This window comes from Kitasatospora sp. NPDC088391, from assembly GCF_044753345.1.
Classification (GTDB): domain Bacteria; phylum Actinomycetota; class Actinomycetes; order Streptomycetales; family Streptomycetaceae; genus Kitasatospora.
Map to the genome: position 1 here is coordinate 649,672 of NZ_JBIVNB010000002.1, position 16,336 is coordinate 666,007.

The following is a 16,336-nucleotide window of genomic DNA, read 5'->3' on the forward strand; positions in this document are numbered from 1 at the left end:
CCCTCGTCGGTGTCGGCGACGGAGAGGTTCTGCAGCTTGAGGATCTCGGACATGGCGGTTCTCCTTCGGTGGGTGGGGAGTTGCGGGGGTGGGCGGAGGATTTAGAGCGCGTCCTCTTCGATCTTGCTGCCGCAGTGGTTGGAGATGGTGCTCCAGTCGTTCAGCTCGCCCTCGTCGGTGTCGGCGACGGACAGGTTTTGCAGCTTGAGGATCTCGGACATGTTCAACTCCCATGCGGTAGTGGTGCGTTCGGCTCCAGGGCGATGGCCCGGAGAGTCTGTGGGGCCCGCGGGGCGGGCTCAGGCGCGGCCGGCCGCCGGGTGGGGCAGGGCGGCGGCGCCGGGCAGGTGCAGCGGTCCGCCGGCGGCGGCGTGCACGGCGAGCAGGACGCCGGCGGTGCCGGTGGCGACGTCCATCGAGAGCCGGTGCAGCTGGTCGCCGACCATCGCGGTGCCGTCGCGGAACGGGACGGCGTGCCAGGCCAGCAGGCGCAGTTGGCGGTCGATCAGGTCGGCGGTGCCGGGACGGTCGCGGTGCTCGGCGAGCAGGGCCAGCAGGCCGGCCCGGCCGTGGAACAGGCCGCCGAAGATCACCAGCTGGGCCCGGGCGGCGAGCAGGACGCCGTCCAGGGCGGCCGCGAACTCCGGGTCGGGGCGGTGGCGCAGGTAGTGGCCGAGGGCCAGGCCGACGCCGCCGCTGCCGGAGCCCAGGTAGGGCAGCAGCCGGGTGCCGTCCAGCAGGTTGACCGCGCCCTCCTCGCTGGTGCGGCACTGCGCGAGGTCGGCTCGCAGGGCGCGGGCGGCCAGGTCGAGGTGGGCGGCGTCGCCGCCGTCCTCGTACCGGCGCAGGAAGAACTCGGCGATCCCGCTGGGGCCGTGCAGCAGTCCGGCACCGGTGGGCGGCAGTCCGCCCGGGGCCAGTGCGGCGGCCAACTGCTCCGTGACGCGGTCGAGTTCGGACCGCAGGCGGTCGTCGCCGGTGCGCCGGTGCAGTTCGGCCAGGGTCAGGCCGACGCCGGCCAGGCCGTTGTGCAGGAACGGGTCGGTGGTGTCGGCGGCGCGCCGGACCAGCTCCGACGCCTGCTCCTCGCGGCCGAGTTCGGCCAGCACCAGGGCCGCGCCGTGCAGTCCGCCGTACAGGCCGGGCCGGGGGTCGGCGGCCCGGCGGGCGGCCCGCCAGAGCCAGTCGGTGTGCGCCTCCTCGACCGGGTGGCCGGTGACGTGCAGGGCGTGCAGCACGCCGGCCGCGCCGTGCGCCAGGGTCCAGCCGCCGTCGGTCAGGCCCGCCGGGTCGCCGGGGAACAGCCGGTCGGCGCGCTCCGGGGTGGCCGAGCCGAGGATCGCCCGGGTCAGCGACTCCGCCAGCAGGTCGGCCCGTCCGGACCCGAACAGGTCGGGGGCGGCCGGAACGGCCGGGGCGGCGCCGGGTCGGCGCAGGCCGCGCCGGACCCGCTCGGTGTGCGCGGCCGGGACGGGGAAGAACTCGGCCATCGCGTCGGCGAGTTGGTCGGACTTCCCGGGCTCCAGGTCGAGCAGCATGGTGTACGGCAGGAACAGTGCCAGCCGGATGCAGTCCAGCGCGTACCGGTCCCGCTCGAAACCGGCGTCGGCGTGCGGGGCGACGTAGCCGGGACAGCCCACGGACGGTCCCGGGTCGAGGTCCGGCCGGTGCGCCACCTCGAAGTCGACCAGGCAGACCCGGCCGTCCGGGCGGAGCAGCACATTGGCGGGGTGCAGGTCGCCGAAGGCCCAGCCGCGGGCGTGCATCTGCTCGACCGCGCGCTCCAGCTGATCGACGACGTCCAGTGCCCGGGCGGTGTACCGGGCCAGGTCGGCCGGGGACGGGTCGGGGCGGGTCAGCGGGTTGGAGCGGGCCAGGAACTGGCGCAGCGTCTCGCCCTCGACGTACTCCTCCGCCAGGTAGTGGTGCTCCCAGACGGTGAACTCCCCGAGCAGCCGGGGCACGAACTCCAGCCCCGCCAGGGCCCGCAGGGCGCGGGCCTCGGTGCGCAGCCGGTCCACGGCGTCGTGGCCGGCCCCGTCCAGCCCGGCCAGCGGCCGGGCCTCGCGCAGCACCACGGGCCCGCCGTCGGCCCGGTCCCGGGCCAGGTAGACGCCCCCGCCGTTGGAGAAGTGCAGGGCGCGCTCGATGTCGTAGGGCAGTCCCGCCTGCCCGGCCGCGGCGGCCTGGTCGGCCCGCAGCTGCGCCGCGACGCACGCGGGCGGCTCGACCCAGGGCGGGAGTTCGAAGTACGGGGGCCGCCGGTCGGGCACCAGGGCGCCGTCCGGCCCGGCGAGGGCGAGCACCCGCTCGCCGCTCTCCAAGGTGCACCACAGCTCCCGGAAGGCGCCGTAGCGCAGGTACAGCGGGCCGTCCTGCCAGCGCAGGTCGCCGAGCACGTACGGGGCGCGGCGGCCGGCCAGCAGCGGGCCGAGGCCGTCGAGCGCGGCCTGCAGCTCGGCCTCGTCGGCCGGGTACACGGCCAGCAGCTTGCCGCTGCTGCCCCGGCGGGCGTACTTGCTGTTGTTCAGGTGGTGCACCCGGGGGCCGACCAGGAACTTGTGCGGCAGCCCCGCCGTCAGGCAGTACCCGCTGACCAGGTCGATCACCTCGGCGGCCTCGCCGGGCACCGCCGAGACGTGGATCTTCCAGCCCTGGTCCGGCAGTTCGGCCCCGTCCGGGGTGAGGTACAGCCAGCTGGTGCCCTCGTCCCGCCGCCAGCCCGCCGGAGCGGGACGGTCGGTGGCGGCGAACCTGCGCCGGGCGGAGCCGGCCACGGGGTGGTCGTAGAACAGCGGATCGTCCCCGGCGAACATGTGGTGCGTGCGTTTCATGCTGTCCACCCCTTTCTGCGTTTCTGCGGTCGGCGTTTCTGCGGTCGGCTGCGGCGAGCGGATCACCGGTCCCGGGTCCTCCGGGGAACCGGGAAGGTCAGGCGACGATCCAGCCCTGGTTCGCGGAGCGGCGGGAATTCCCGAAGACGCTCTCGGTGCGCTCCGCGGACTCCGGCGAATCGGCGAGGAAGTTCGTGGTGGCGTTCATGGCGTTCTCCTTGGCGAAGAGTCGGTCAGTGGCCCCAGGTCACGTCGCCGCCCTCGGCGGTCGGCGTGGCACCGGGCACCGGGGCCGCGACGGCGGCGGTCCGGAGGTCGGGGGAAGGCGAGCCGGCCGTGCCGAACAGGACCGGAATTCCGGCGAGGAGGAGTCCGGCGAACGCGGTGCGAGTCGTACGGGTGGCGTTCACGGAATGCGCTCCTTCGCGGGAATCGGTACTGCGGCGGGGAATTCGCGGACACTGCCCGGGAATTCCCGTTCGGTCGGTGTCGGCCGGTTTCCTTCGTTCCTTCTTCCCTGCCGACACCTCTACTCTGGCGGCTCCGCGGAACCCGCGGAAGGCCGATCCGGTGGACGGAAACTGCACTGGCACAAGGCGTCCAGTCGTCCCACCCGCCCCACCTGCCACCCCCGTCCCGGGGCGGTGTCCGGGACCGGCCCGGCACTGCCCCGGCACCGGCTTGGAAGCGGCTTGGAACGCAGGTCGGCGGCGGTGGGGCGACGGCATCGCATAGGCTCGGGACACGATGGTGCGGATCACGGTGCTCGGTGCACTGACGGCGCAAGTGGCGGGGGCCGACATCCGGTTGGGGGGCCCGCGCCAGCGCGGCGTGCTCGCCCAACTGCTGGTCGCCCACGGCACCGCCGTCCCCGCCGACCGGCTGATCCACCACCTGTGGGACGGCCGCCCGCCCGCCAAGGCCGCCGTCTCGCTCCAGGCGTACGTCTCCAACCTGCGCCGCCTGCTGGAACCCGACCGCGGCCCCCGCCGCCCCGCCAGGCTGCTGGTCAGCGAGGCCGGCGGCTACGCGCTGCGCGGCGTGCGCACCGACGCCGGGGAGTTCGAGGCCCTGCTCACCGCCCCCGGCGGCCCGGACGTGCTGCGGCGGGCCCTCGCGCTCTGGCGGGGCACGGCGTACGGCGAGTTCGCCGACCAGGCGTGGGCCGCCACCGAGACCGCCCGCCTGGACGGGCTGCGCACCGCCGCCCGGGAGGCCGTCGCGGCCCGCGAACTGGCCGCCGGCCGGGCCGGGGCCGCCGCGCAGGACGCCGCCGCCCTGGTCGAGGAGCACCCGCTGCGCGAGGAGGGCTGGCGCCTGCTCGCCCTCGCCCTCTGGCACGCCGGACGCCAGGCCGAGGCCCTCGCCGCCGTCCGCCGCGCCCGGGCCCACCTGGCCGCCGAACTCGGCCTCGACCCGGGGCCCGCGCTCGCCGCCGTCGAGTCCGCGATCCTGCACCAGCGGATCGAGGAACTCGCCGTCGCCGGGCCGGAACCGGCCTCCGGCCCGGCAGGCGACCGGAGCGGGGCGGACGGGAGCGGGGCGGACGGGAGCGGGGCGGACGGGAACGGGACGGACGGGAACGGGGAGGTGCGGGCCCGGACGGGTGCGAGCGGCGCGGTCGGGAGGGCTGCGGGCGAGAGCGGTGCGGGCGGGGCGGGAGTGGCCTTCGGCCGGGGCGGCGGGGCGGGAGTGGCCTTCGGCCGGGACGGCGGGGCGGGAGTGGCCTTCGGTCGGGACGGCGGGGCAGCTTCGGGTCGGGACGGCGGGGGAGTAGTGGCCTTCGGCCGGGAGAGCGAGGCGACAGCAGGTCGGGGCGGCGGGGCGGCGGGGGGCCCGGGGGCCGGTTCGGGGGTGGGTGGGGCGGCTTCGGCGGGGGTCGGCGGGGGCCGGTCCGCGCGGCGGGCGGGGGTGTTCGTGGGGCGGGAGGAGGAGTTGGCGGCGCTCCGGCGGGCGGCCGGGGCGGCGCGGGGCGGGGTCGGGTTCGCGCTGGTCGGCGGGGAGGCCGGGGCCGGGAAGTCGACGCTGCTCGGGCGGCTGCGCGAGCAACTCGCCGACGCGGGCTGGCGGGTGGTGACCGGGCGCTGCCCGGAGAGCGCCGGCGCGCCCGCCGCCTGGGCCTGGACCGAGGTGCTGCGCGAACTCGCCGGGCACGAACCCGGCGCCGCCGCCGACCCGGCACTCGCCCCGCTGCTCGCCGACCCGTCCCTGACGGACCGTCAGGACCCGGTGTCCGGAAGGTTCCGGCTGCACCGGGCCGTGGTCGCCCGGCTGAACGCCGCCGCCCGCACCGCGCCGCTCGCCGTGCTGCTCGACGACCTGCACGCCGCCGACCCCGAAACCCGGGAACTGCTCGGCGAGTTGGCCGCCGACCCGGGCCCGGACGACCCGGCCGGCGGCCTGCTGCTGGTCGCCGCGCTGCGCCCCGGCGAGGGCGAACTCGCCGACGTCCTCGCCCGGTTGGCGCGCCGCGCGCCGACCAGGGTGCCGCTCGGCGGCCTGGCCGAACAGGACGCCGGGCGGCTGATCGAGGCGGTGTGCGCCGCCCCCGTCCGCCCGGAGACCGTCCGGGCGCTGGCCGAACGCACCGGCGGCAACCCGTTCTACCTCGCCGAGAGCGCCCAACTGCTCGCCCTGGAGGACGAGTCGACGGCCCTGCGGCAGGTCCCGCAGGGCGTCCGGGAGGTGCTGCGCCGCCGCTTCGAGCGGCTGCCCGCGCCCGCCGTCGACCTGCTCCGGCTGGCCGCCGTCGCCGGCCGGGAGAGCGAGGTCGACCTGCTGCTGCGGGCCGGCGAGCAGGACGAGGACACCGCCACCGAGGCCGTCGAGGCGGCCGTGGCCGGCGGCCTGCTGCTCGAACCCCGGCCCGGCACCGTCCGGTTCGCGCACGTGCTGGTCCGCGACACCCTGTACGCCGACCTCGGCGGCCTGCGCCGGGCCCGGCTGCACGGCCGGATCGGCCACGCCCTGCACGACCTGCGGCCCGGCGAACTCACCGCCCTCGCCCACCACTTCACCGAGGCCGCGGCCACCGGCACGGCCGCCCTCGCGGTCGAGCACTGCGTCCGCGCCGCCGAGGCGGCCGACCGGCGCTACGCCCACCGCAGCGCCGTCACCCTGTACCGGCAGGCCGTCGACAACCTGGAACGCGCCGCCCAGCCGCCCGGCGAGGACCGGGCCGCCCGCCGGATCGACCTGCTCGGCGCCCTGCTGCGGGCCCAGGTCCGGGCCGGACAGGTCACCGCCGCCACCGAGACCAAGGCGCGCGCCCTGCGGCTGGCCCGGGAGAGCGGCCGGGAGGACCTGCTGATCGCCGCCTGGACGGCCTGGACCGAACCCACCCCGTGGGTCACCCACCCGTACGGCGCGTTCGACCACGAGGCCGTCGAACAGCTCACCCGGCTGCTGCGCCGCCCCGACCTGCCGCCCGCCACCCGCTGCCGCCTGCTCGACGCGCTCACCCAGGAACTCGACTGCGCCGGCTCGCCCGACGCGCTCGACACCGGTGCCGAGGCCGTCGCCATCGCCCGCGCGGTCGGCGACCCCCGGCTGCTCTGCCTCGCTCTCGCCGCCCAGGCCCGCTCCTGCGACCACGAGTTGGCGCCCGTCGACCGGGCCCGGCTGGCCGCCGAACTCGCCGCCCTCGCCACCGAGCACGACCTGCCCGCCTACCGCTGGCACGCCGAGCACCTCGCCGCGACCGCCGCCGCCGTGCACGGCGACCTGCCCGCGCTGCGCCGCCACCTGGCCGCCGGGGAGGAGATCGCGCACCGCTACGGACTGGTCGAACTCGCCGACGTGGTGCTGTTCCAGCGCGCCATGCTGGAACTCGCCGCCGACCGGATCGACGCCGCCGCCGCCCTCTACGAGCAGGCCCTGACCGGCCTGCGCGAACGCGGCTCGCTGCACGCCGCCGGGCTCGGCGCGCTGATCCGGATCGTCATCGCGCACCGGCAGGGCAGGCTGGCCGAGACGCTGCCGCTGATCGCCCGGCACCGCGAGCAGTACGGCCCGCTGGTCGTCGACGTCACCGCGCTCGCCCTGCTCGCCGCCGGCCGCGACCCCGAGGAGGCCCGGGCGGTCCGGCGGGGCCGGGTCGAGGTGCACGCCGACTACTTCCGCTCGCTGTTCCTGACCCTGCGCGCCGAGGTGGTCATCGCGCTGGACGAACGCGCGGAGGCCGCCGAACTCCTCGACGAGATGCGGCCGTTGGGGCACCTGGTGTCCGGCGCGGCCTCCACCTCGATCGCGATCCGGCCGGTCGCGCTGTCGCTCGGCGAACTGGCCCGGCACCTCGGGCGCACCGCCGAGGCCGCCGAGTGGTTCCGCCGGGCGGCCGAGGTGGCCCGCCGCTGGGAGTCGCCGTCCTGGGAGGCCGAGGCGGCCGCCGCGCTCGCCGCGCTCTGACCGGCCCCGGAAACCCGTTCGCCCGCGAAAGCGCCGCGGCCTACTGTGCCCCGCATGAGCCCCCTGCACGAGATCCGCCCCGAACAGGACGCCGACCACGCCGCCGTCCGCCGCCTGCACGCCCTCGCCTTCGGCGGCCCCGCCCCCGACCGGGTGCCCGACCTGGTCGACGCCCTGCGGGCCCGCGGCGGCACCACCTCGCTGGTCGCCACCGCGGACGGGGCCGTCGTCGGCCACCTGATGCTCAGCCCCGCCCGCCTGGACACCCCCGAACGGCTGGTGGACGTCCTCACCCTCTCCCCGCTCGGCGTCCACCCCGCCCACCAGCGGCACGGACTCGGCACCCGCCTGCTCGCGGCCGCCCTCGCCGCCGCCGGACGACTCGACTGCCCCGCCGTCTTCCTCGAAGGCTCACCCGCCTACTACGGCGCCCGGGGCTTCACCCGCGCCGACACCCTCGGCTTCCGCCGCCCCTCCCTCCGCATCCCCGCCCCGGCCTTCCAGGTCGCCCTCCTCCCCGCCCACCGCCCCTGGATGACCGGCAGCTACGTCTACGCCGACCCGTTCTGGGCCCACGACTGCGTCGGCCTCCGCGACCCGGACCTCATCGCCCGCATCGAGGCGGCGGGCTGACCGGCCGACGCCCTGCCGGGCGGGCGGGGCAGCCCCCGGGGTGTGCCCCGGGGGGTGGGCGGGGGCGCCAAGTGGGCTCCAAGCGGGGGGTTCCAGACTGGGGTTCGACATCGGGATCGAACGCAGGACGGAAGGCGCACGCAATGTCCACTCTCCTCGGCCGCCTCGGCGGGGCCGCGGCGGCCCGGCCCTGGCGGACTGTCGCCGCCTGGGTGCTGCTGATCGTCGCGGTCTTCGGCCTGGCGCAGGTCTTCGGCGGCCAGCCCCGCGACAACTACCGGGTGCCGGGCACCCGTTCGACCGCCGGGCTGGACCTGCTGAACGAGCGCTTCCCGGAGACGGCGGGGACCAGCGCCCGGGTCGTGGTGCACGACAGGGGCGGCAAGCAGCTCCCGGCGGAGCCGCTGCTCGCGTTGCGCGAGCGGCTGGCGGCGCTGCCGCACGCGCTGTCGGTGACCCCGCCGATACCCTCGGCGGACGGGGCGACCGCGCTGCTGACGGTCGGGTACGACGTCAAGGTCACCGAGTTCAAGGGCGCCACGGGCCTGGACGCGCTGCGCGGGGCCGCCCGGGCGACCACCGACGCCGGGTACCAGGTGGAGTTCGGCGGGCAGCTCCCGGAGAACTTCAGCGCCCCGGACGGCACCGCCGAAGGTCTCGGGATGGCGGCCGCACTGGTCATCCTGGTGGTGGCGCTCGGCACGGTGACCGCGGCCGGCCTGCCGCTGCTGGTCGCGCTCGCCGGTCTCGGCGCGGGCACCGGCCTGATCACGCTGATGGCGGCCGTCACCGACATCAGCGACATCGCCCCGACCGTCGCCTCCATGGTCGGCCTCGGCGTCGGCATCGACTACGCGCTGCTGCTGGTCTCCCGGCACGTCGAGGGGCTGCGCCGGGGCCTGGACGCCCGGGCCGCGGCCGCCGAGGCCAACGCCACCGCCGGGTCCTCCGTGGTGGTGGCCGGGTCGACCGTGCTGGTCTCGCTGTTCGGCCTCAAGCTGGCCGGGCTCTCGGTCTACGCCTCGTTCGGCTACGCGACCTTCGCCACCGTCGGCGGCGTGATGGCCGCCTCGCTGACCCTGGTGCCCGCGCTGGCGGCGCTCGCCGGGCCGCGCCTGCTGCGCCGCGCCGAGCGGAAGGCCCCGGCCGAGGCGCGCGCCGACGGCGCCCCGACCCGGACCGAGCGCTGGGCGAAGCTGATCGGCCGCCGCCCGCTGGCCGCCGCCGCGCTCTCGCTGGTGGCGCTGCTCGGCCTGGCCGCGCCGATGCTCGACATGCGGACCTGGCCGCAGGACGCGGGCAGCCAGGCGTCCGGCAACACCACCCGCAAGGCGTACGACCTGATCGACGCCGGGTTCGGGCCCGGCGCGAACGGCCCGCTGCTGCTCGCGGTCGATCTGGACCGGCTGCCGAAGTCCGAACTCCCGTCACTGGAACAGCGGCTGACGATGGATCAGGACATTGCCTCGGTCCAGCCCGCGCAGGTCAACGCGGCCGGGAACGCCGCCGTGATCACCGTGCAGCCGAGGACGGGCCCGCAGGACCCGGCCACCGTGGAGCTGCTCCAGCGGCTGCGCGACCGCGACCTGCCGGCCGGGGTGGAGGTGACCGGCGTGGTCGCGTCCTTCTCCGACATCTCCGACCGGCTCTCGGCCCGGCTGTGGGTGGTGGTGCCGTTCGTGGTCGCGCTCTCGCTGATCCTGCTGACGGTGCTGTTCCGGGCCCCGGTGATCGCGGTCAAGGCCGCCGCGATGAACCTGCTCTCGGTGGCCGCCGCGTACGGCGTGATGACGGCGGTGTTCCAGCACGACGCGGGCGCGAAGCTGCTCGGCCTGCCGCACGCGGTGCCGGTCTCCAGCTGGGTGCCGATCCTGATGTTCACCGTGCTGTTCGGCCTGTCGATGGACTACGAGGTGTTCCTGCTGTCCCGGGTCCGCGAGGACTGGCTGGCCACCGGCGACCCCCGGGGCAGCGTGGTGCGCGGCCTGTCCGCGACCGGACGGGTGATCAGCAGCGCGGCCGCCATCATGGTCGCGGTCTTCACCGGCTTCGCCATCGACCCCGACATCACCGTCAAGATGATCGGCGTCGGCATGGCCGTCGCCGTCCTGGTCGACGCCACCGTGGTCCGGCTGGTGCTGGTCCCCGCCACCATGACGCTGCTCGGCCGCCACAACTGGTGGCTCCCGGCCTGGCTCGACCGCGTGCTGCCGAAGCTGAACATCGAGCCCGGCCACCGGGCACCCGCCCCGGCCGCCGGACCGCGCGAGTCCGTCCCGGCCTGACCCGTCGTCACCCCCCCGACACGGGGCGGGGGGTGACGGACCGGCGGCGCTCAGGCGCCCCGGACCAGGTCCAGCCGCTCGGGGCCGGACACGAAACCGGCCGCCCGGTAGGTGGCGACGGCGCCGGTGTTCGCGCTCGGGGTGCAGACCAGCGCACTGGAGGCCCCCAGGTCGCGCAGCGCGGCCGCCGCGGCGACGCTGATCGCCCTCCCGTGGCCGCGGCCCCGGTGGTCGGCGTGCACGCCCACCGGCTCCAGCAGGCCGGGCCGCCCCGGGCCGGCCGACCAGACCGTGGCCGCGGCCACCGCGACGCCCTGCTCGTCGCGGCCGACCAGGCAGCGGGCGTCGGCGTACAGCGGCCCGGCCGCGAGGACGCGCCACCGCTCCTCGGTGAACCGGGCGCTGGCGAAGGCCGAGCGGTGCACGGCCGTCCGCACCGCCGCCGTCCCCGGGCCGGACACCTCGATCCGCAGGCCGTCGACCCGCAGCGGCCCGGCGAGGTCGTGCCGCAGCGGCGTCCACGCCTCGTCCGCCCGCCAGCCCGCCCCGGCGAGCACCTCGCGCAGCAGCGCCCCGTTCGGGACCTCGACCCCGGCCCGCCCGGCGGGCAGCACGCCGCGCGCCGGGTCGTCCAGATCGGCCCGCAGGCGCCGGGCCAGCGCCTCGTCCTGCCGCAGCTCCGGCGCGGTGGTCAGGCGCAGCAGGTCGGGGGCGTCCAGGTACCCGAGGGCGACGATCCGTCCGTCCGCGCTCCAGGTCCGCAGCGTGGCGGCCAGCCGCTCCGGGCCCACCGCCCAGGCCCAGCCGAGGTCGCCCGGGTGGAACTGCAGCGGCGCCCCGTCGTCCTGCCAGGAGCGGAGCGCGTCCACGACCGCGGGCAGGTCGGCGACGCCGGGCTCGTTCACAACGAAGGTCATGGCCACGCATCCCACACCACCGCCGGGGCCGTTCGCACCCGGTTTTCCCCCGGTCGGGGCGGTGCCGGTGTGATCACGGCCGTGCTGACGGCGTGTCAAATACGTGCAAAAGGTGCGAATGGGGTCTCATGCGACCATGAGCCTCCTGCGCGAGAACGCCGTCCTCGCCCTCTTCTTCTGCCTCGGCCTGGGCTACCTGGTCGGGAAACTGCGGGTCGGACCGATCCAACTCGGCGGCATCTGCGGCGTCCTGATCGTGTCGATGCTGGTCGGCGCCCAGCACGTCTCGGTCAACGCCGACGTCAAGAACGTGGCGTTCGCCCTGTTCATCTTCTCGCTCGGCTACATCGCCGGCCCCCAGTTCTTCGCCAACATGAACGCCAAGGGCCTGCGCTTCGGCGTGCTCTCGGTGATGGAGGCGGTCGTCGTCATCCTGATGGCGCTGGGCATCGCCAAGGCCGCCGACCTCGACGTCGGCACCGCCGCCGGCATCCTCGCGGGCGCCGCCACCGAGTCCGCGGCCGTCGGCACCGCGCAGGACGCCATCGCCAAACTCCCCGGCATCACCCCCGACCAGACCACCCAGCTGCAGGCGCACGTCGCCACCGCCTACTCGGTCTGCTACCTGTTCGGCCTGATCAGCATCGTCCTGCTGACCAGCCAGCTGTTCCCGATGCTGATGCGGATCGACCTCGCCGAGTCCTCCCGCAAGCTGTGGGAGAAGATGCGCGGCCAGGCCGGCGAACTCGAGGCCGGCGAAGCCCCCTCGCTGCCCGCGCTGGTCGGCCGCACCTACCTGGTCTCGCAGGGCGAGGGCACCCGGATCAGCCAGGTCCAGGAGGGCTCCGGCCAGCTCGTCACCGTCGAGGCCGTCAGCCGCGGCGGCAAGAAGCTCACGGTCGACGACGACCCGGTGCTGCGCCGCGGCGACCAGGTGCTGGTGGTCGGCCGCCGCGCCGCCGTGATCGACGCCGGGCACGACCTCGGCCCCGAGACCAGCGGCGTCCCCGGCCTGGACAGCCCGATGGCGGTCCGTCAGGTCGTCGTCACCAGCAAGGACGTCGCCGGGCGCACCCTCGACGCCGTCCGCGACGGGGACGCGCGGGCCACCGGCGGCGTCTTCCTCACCGACATCCAGCGGATCGACCACCACCTGCCCGCCGTCGGCGAGACCGAGGTCCACCGCGGCGACACCCTCACCGTGGTCGGCGCCCGCTCCCGGGTGGAGCGGTTCGCCGCCAAGGTCGGCGCCACCGTTCGGCAGGACACCGTCGACTACGTCTACCTCTCGCTCGGCATCTGCCTCGGCGTCCTGCTCGGCAAGATCAACGTGCACTTCGGCGAGGTCAACCTCACCCTCGGCACCGGCGGCGGCTGCCTGATCGCCGGCCTGGTCTTCGGCTGGGCCCGCTCGCTGCGCCCCACCTTCGGCGCCTACCCGCCGGTCGCCGCGCAGACCATGAAGGACCTCGGCCTGGCCATCTTCATCGCCGTCACCGGCATGGCCGCCGGGCCCGACGCCGGACCGCTGCTCAAGCAGTACCCCGTGCTGCTGCCGCTCTCCGGCATCCTGATGGTCGTCGTCCCGGCGTTCCTCGGCCTGTTCCTCGGCCGCAAGCTGCTGAAGATCGAACCGCCGATCCTGATCGGCGCGATCGCCGGACAGCAGTGCTCGACCCCCGCGATCACCGCGATCGGCAACGTCGCGCAGAGCAGCGTCCCGATGCTCGGCTACACCATCACCTACACCATCTCCAACTTCCTGCTCCCGCTGACCGGCCCCGTCCTGGTCGGCCTGGTCGGGCTCTGAACGAAGGGGACGACCGATGGACTGGATCACCGCGCACGTCTTCAAGCCCTACCCGGAACTGCTGATCTTCCTGACCGTCGCGATCGGCTTCCTGGTCGGCCGGCTGCACTGGAAGGCCATCGGCCTGGGCGCCGTGACGGGCTGCCTGATCGCCGGGCTGTTCACCGGCTGGCTCACCGGCGTCGAGATCAACGGCACCGTCAAGTCGGTGTTCTTCATCATGTTCCTGTTCGCCCTCGGCTACAAGGTCGGCCCGCAGTTCTTCCGCGGCCTCAGGAAGGACGGCCTGCCGCAGGTCGCCGTCACCCTCGCGGTCTGCCTCAGCGGCCTGGCGATCTGCTGGGGCTTCGCCGAGATGCTCGGCTACGGGCCCGGGCTCGGCGCCGGACTGCTCGGCGGCGCGCTCACCCAGTCCGCCGTCATCGGCGTCGCCCAGGACGCCATCGGCGGACTGCCCGGCCTGAGCCAGGACCAGATCACCGCCCAGCAGAACCTGGTGCCGATCGGGTACGCCGTCACCTATCCCCTCGGCACCATCCTGTGCGCGATCCTGCTCGCCAACATCGCCCCCCGTCTCCTGCACAGCGACCTCGCCGCGGACTCCCGCGAACTCGCCGCCGAACTCGACGCCCCCGCCGACGACCCCGACCTCGCCGAGGGTTACTACGAGGTCGTGCTGCGCGCCCACACCGCCCGCAACGGCCCGATCGGTTCCACCATCGAGGAGTTCGAGCAGCGCCAGCGCGACGCCGGACGCCGGATCTACCTCACCCGGGTCCGCCGGGACGGCAAGATCCTCGACCACGACCAGCAGACCGTGATCGAGGCCGGCGACGTGCTCGCCGTCAGCGCGCTCCGCCACGACCTGGTCGAGTTCGACCCGGCCACCGCCATCGGCCCCGAGACCGACGACGTCGAACTGCTCGGCTACCGCACCGAGACGCTGCACGTCGTCGCCTCCGAGAAGGCCCAGCTCGGGAAGACCGTCGCCGAACTGCGCCGCGAACCGTTCATGGCCGGAGTGTTCGTCGACAAGCTCTACCGGTCCGGGGCCGAGTTCCCCTACCGGCTGAGCACGCAGGTCGAACGCGGCGACACCCTGCTGCTCACCGGCCCGGAACGGCTGGTCGGACCGGCCGCGAAGGCGATCGGCAAACCCGTCCCGACCAGCTTCGCCACCGACATGACCTGGGTCGGCCTCGGCATCTTCCTCGGCGGCTGCATCGGCATCCCCGCGCTCACCCTCGGCGGCGTCCCGATCAGCCTGTCCACCTCCGGCGGCGCGCTGATCATGGGCCTGCTGTTCGGCTGGATCCGCGGCAAGTACCCGACCTACGGCAACGTGCCGCCCGGCGCCCAGTGGTTCATGGACACCTTCGGCCTGTGCGCGTTCGTCGCCATCGTCGGCATCAACGCCGGACCGAGCTTCACCAGCGGCCTCTCCCAGGCAGGTTGGGGCCTGCTGCTGTGGGGCGCGGTGGCCACCGTCGTCCCGCTGGTCGTCGGCCTGCTGGTCGGCCACTTCGTGTTCCGGATGCGCCCGCCGATCCTGATGGGCGTCGTCGCGGGCGCGCAGACCACCACCGCGGCGATCGGCGCGATCAACGAAGCCTCCCGCAGCCAGATCCCCACCCTCGGCTACACCATCCCGTACGCGGCAGGGAACGTCCTGCTGACCATCTGGGGCGCGATCATCGTCGCCCTGCTCGGCTAGTCGTCCCGGAGGACCCAGCACCATGACCAAGCCCACCATCGGCCGCGAGGAGATCCACCGGCTCTCGCAGCTCAGCCCGTTCGAGCTGAAGGGCGAGTTCATCAAGCTCGCCGAGCAGCACCAGGGCGACCGGCCCGGGCAGCAGGAGAAGTCGACCGCGCACATGCTCAACGCCGGGCGCGGCAACCCCAACTGGATCTGCACCGGCCCGCGGGAGGCGATGCTCGCGCTCGGCCACTTCGCGCTCTCCGAGTCCCGCCGGGTCTGGACCGCCGACAACCTCGGCGGCATGCCCGAACGCAACGGCATCGCCGCCCGCTACGACCGCTTCGCCCGCTCGCACCCCGAACTGCCCGGCATCGAACTGCTCACCGCCTGCGTCGGCCTCGCCGTCGACCGCTTCGACCTCGACCGCGACGACTTCGTGCACGAGCTCGCCGACGCCGCGATCGGCGACAACTACCCCGTCCCCGACCGGATGCTGACCGGCGCCGAACAGGTCGTGGCCGGCTACCTGCACGACGAACTGATGGACCGCCGGCCCCCCGAGGGGCAGCTCGACCTGTTCGCCACCGAGGGCGGCACCGCCGCCATGTGCTACATCTTCGACTCGCTGATGAAGAACGGCCTGCTGCACAAGGGCGACCGGATCGCCCTGATGGTGCCGGTCTTCACCCCCTACATCGAGATCCCCGAACTCGACACCTACGAGTTCGACGTGGTCCGGGTCGAGGCCAGCTCCTTCGCCGAGGCCGGCGTCCGCGAATGGCGCTACCCCACCGAGGAGGTCGCCAAGCTCGCCGACCCGTCGGTCAAACTGGTCTGCCTGGTCAACCCCAGCAACCCGCCCTCGCTGGCGCTGTCCCGGCGGGTCACCGACCAGATCAAGGAGATCGTCGCCACCGACAACCCCGGGCTGATCGTCGTCACCGACGACGTCTACGGCACCTTCGTCGACCACTTCCGCTCGATCGCCGCCGAACTGCCCCGCAACACCCTGCTGGTGTACTCCTACTCCAAGCACTACGGCTGCACCGGCCACCGCCTCGGCGTCATCGGCCTGCACCGCGACAACGTCCTCGACGACGCCCTCGCCGCCCTCCCGGACGAGGAGAAGGCCCGGCTCGCCAAGCGCTACGGCAGCCTCAGCCTCGACCCCGGCGCGATCCGCTTCATCGACCGGCTGGTCGCCGACTCCCGGCAGGTCGCCCTCAACCACACCGCCGGGCTGTCGCTGCCCCAGCAGGCCCAGCTCACCCTGTTCTCGCTGTTCGCGCTGCTCCCCGAGGGCCGCGCCTACAAGGCCAAGGTGCAGGGCATCGTGCACCGGCGCCTCGACCTGCTGCTGGAGGGCTCCGGGATGAAGATCTCCGACGACCCGCAGCGGGCCGGCTACTACATCGAACTCGACCTGCTCGCCGAGGCCGAGCGCACCTCCGGCCCCGCCTTCGCGGCCTTCCTGGAGAAGAACTACGAACCCACCGAGCCGCTGTTCCGGCTCGCCGAACAGACCGGCGTGGTGCTGCTCAACGGCGGCGGCTTCGACGGCCCGCAGTGGTCGGTCCGGGTCTCGCTCGCCAACCTCGACGACCTCGACTACCTGAAGATCGGCCACCACCTGAAGGCCATCTTCGACGAGTACCGCGCCGAGTGGCAGGCCGCCGAGGGCAGTTGACGCCCCGACAGCCCGGGAACGGCGGACGCCGGTGGGCGGGAGCAGCGCTCCCGCCCACCGG

At 74.8% G+C, this 16,336-nt stretch carries 10 protein-coding genes; 6 read left to right on the forward strand and 4 right to left on the reverse strand.

The window, feature by feature from the left end; all coding sequences use genetic code 11:
- Positions 1–101: 101 nt before the first annotated feature.
- The 3 genes from ACIQBJ_RS07350 to ACIQBJ_RS07360 form a co-directional block, all read right to left on the reverse strand.
- Positions 102–221, reverse strand: coding sequence for a class III lanthipeptide (locus tag ACIQBJ_RS07350; RefSeq protein ID WP_400705026.1), 120 nt, complete (start codon positions 219–221; stop codon positions 102–104).
- A 78-nt stretch (positions 222–299) separates the two neighbouring features.
- Complete coding sequence (lanKC, locus tag ACIQBJ_RS07355; protein WP_400705029.1) at positions 300–2,834, reverse strand: class III lanthionine synthetase LanKC; 2,535 nt, start codon at positions 2,832–2,834, stop codon at positions 300–302.
- 233 nt (positions 2,835–3,067) lie between these two features.
- A complete protein-coding gene (locus tag ACIQBJ_RS07360) occupies positions 3,068–3,244 on the reverse strand; it encodes a hypothetical protein (RefSeq protein WP_400705032.1) in 177 nt (58 codons plus the stop codon).
- Between the two features lie 337 nt (positions 3,245–3,581).
- On the opposite strand from ACIQBJ_RS07360, the gene ACIQBJ_RS07365 reads away from it, so the two are divergent.
- The 3 genes from ACIQBJ_RS07365 (at position 3,582) to ACIQBJ_RS07375 (ending at position 10,159) form a co-directional block, all read left to right on the forward strand.
- Positions 3,582–7,241: a BTAD domain-containing putative transcriptional regulator gene (locus tag ACIQBJ_RS07365; protein WP_400705035.1), complete on the forward strand. Its 3,660-nt coding sequence runs from the start codon at positions 3,582–3,584 to the stop codon at positions 7,239–7,241.
- Positions 7,242–7,295: 54 nt separating this feature from the next.
- A complete protein-coding gene (locus ACIQBJ_RS07370; protein WP_400705038.1) occupies positions 7,296–7,874 on the forward strand; it encodes a GNAT family N-acetyltransferase in 579 nt (192 codons plus the stop codon).
- Between the two features lie 143 nt (positions 7,875–8,017).
- A complete protein-coding gene (locus ACIQBJ_RS07375) occupies positions 8,018–10,159 on the forward strand; it encodes an MMPL family transporter (RefSeq protein WP_400705041.1) in 2,142 nt (713 codons plus the stop codon).
- Positions 10,160–10,209: 50 nt separating this feature from the next.
- On the opposite strand, the gene ACIQBJ_RS07380 is transcribed toward ACIQBJ_RS07375, so the two are convergent.
- Entirely contained in the window at positions 10,210–11,076 is an 867-nt protein-coding gene (locus tag ACIQBJ_RS07380; protein ID WP_400705045.1) for a GNAT family N-acetyltransferase, read from the reverse strand.
- A gap of 136 nt (positions 11,077–11,212) precedes the next feature.
- Between ACIQBJ_RS07380 and aspT (ACIQBJ_RS07385) the strand changes: the two genes are divergently transcribed.
- The 3 genes from aspT (ACIQBJ_RS07385) to ACIQBJ_RS07395 are packed head-to-tail and all read left to right on the forward strand — an operon-like array spanning position 11,213 to position 16,275.
- A complete protein-coding gene (gene aspT / locus ACIQBJ_RS07385) occupies positions 11,213–12,886 on the forward strand; it encodes an aspartate-alanine antiporter (protein ID WP_400705048.1) in 1,674 nt (557 codons plus the stop codon).
- A gap of 16 nt (positions 12,887–12,902) precedes the next feature.
- Positions 12,903–14,600 (forward strand): aspartate-alanine antiporter, encoded by a 1,698-nt coding sequence (aspT, locus tag ACIQBJ_RS07390; protein WP_400705051.1) that lies wholly within the window; start codon positions 12,903–12,905, stop codon positions 14,598–14,600.
- Positions 14,601–14,622: 22 nt separating this feature from the next.
- Positions 14,623–16,275, forward strand: a complete 1,653-nt coding sequence (locus ACIQBJ_RS07395; protein WP_400705054.1) for a bifunctional aspartate transaminase/aspartate 4-decarboxylase — start codon at positions 14,623–14,625, stop codon at positions 16,273–16,275.
- Positions 16,276–16,336 lie beyond the last annotated feature (61 nt).

Bases quoted from the DNA above. Each gene is read 5' to 3' on its own strand.
- ACIQBJ_RS07350 (WP_400705026.1), bottom strand. From the start codon at position 221: ATGTCCGAGATCCTCAAGCTGCAAAACCTGTCCGTCGCCGACACCGAC.
- lanKC (WP_400705029.1), bottom strand. From the start codon at position 2,834: ATGAAACGCACGCACCACATGTTCGCCGGGGACGATCCGCTGTTCTAC.
- ACIQBJ_RS07365 (WP_400705035.1), top strand. From the start codon at position 3,582: ATGGTGCGGATCACGGTGCTCGGTGCACTGACGGCGCAAGTGGCGGGG.
- ACIQBJ_RS07370 (WP_400705038.1), top strand. From the start codon at position 7,296: ATGAGCCCCCTGCACGAGATCCGCCCCGAACAGGACGCCGACCACGCC.
- ACIQBJ_RS07375 (WP_400705041.1), top strand. From the start codon at position 8,018: ATGTCCACTCTCCTCGGCCGCCTCGGCGGGGCCGCGGCGGCCCGGCCC.
- ACIQBJ_RS07380 (WP_400705045.1), bottom strand. From the start codon at position 11,076: ATGACCTTCGTTGTGAACGAGCCCGGCGTCGCCGACCTGCCCGCGGTC.
- aspT (WP_400705048.1), top strand. From the start codon at position 11,213: ATGAGCCTCCTGCGCGAGAACGCCGTCCTCGCCCTCTTCTTCTGCCTC.
- aspT (WP_400705051.1), top strand. From the start codon at position 12,903: ATGGACTGGATCACCGCGCACGTCTTCAAGCCCTACCCGGAACTGCTG.
- ACIQBJ_RS07395 (WP_400705054.1), top strand. From the start codon at position 14,623: ATGACCAAGCCCACCATCGGCCGCGAGGAGATCCACCGGCTCTCGCAG.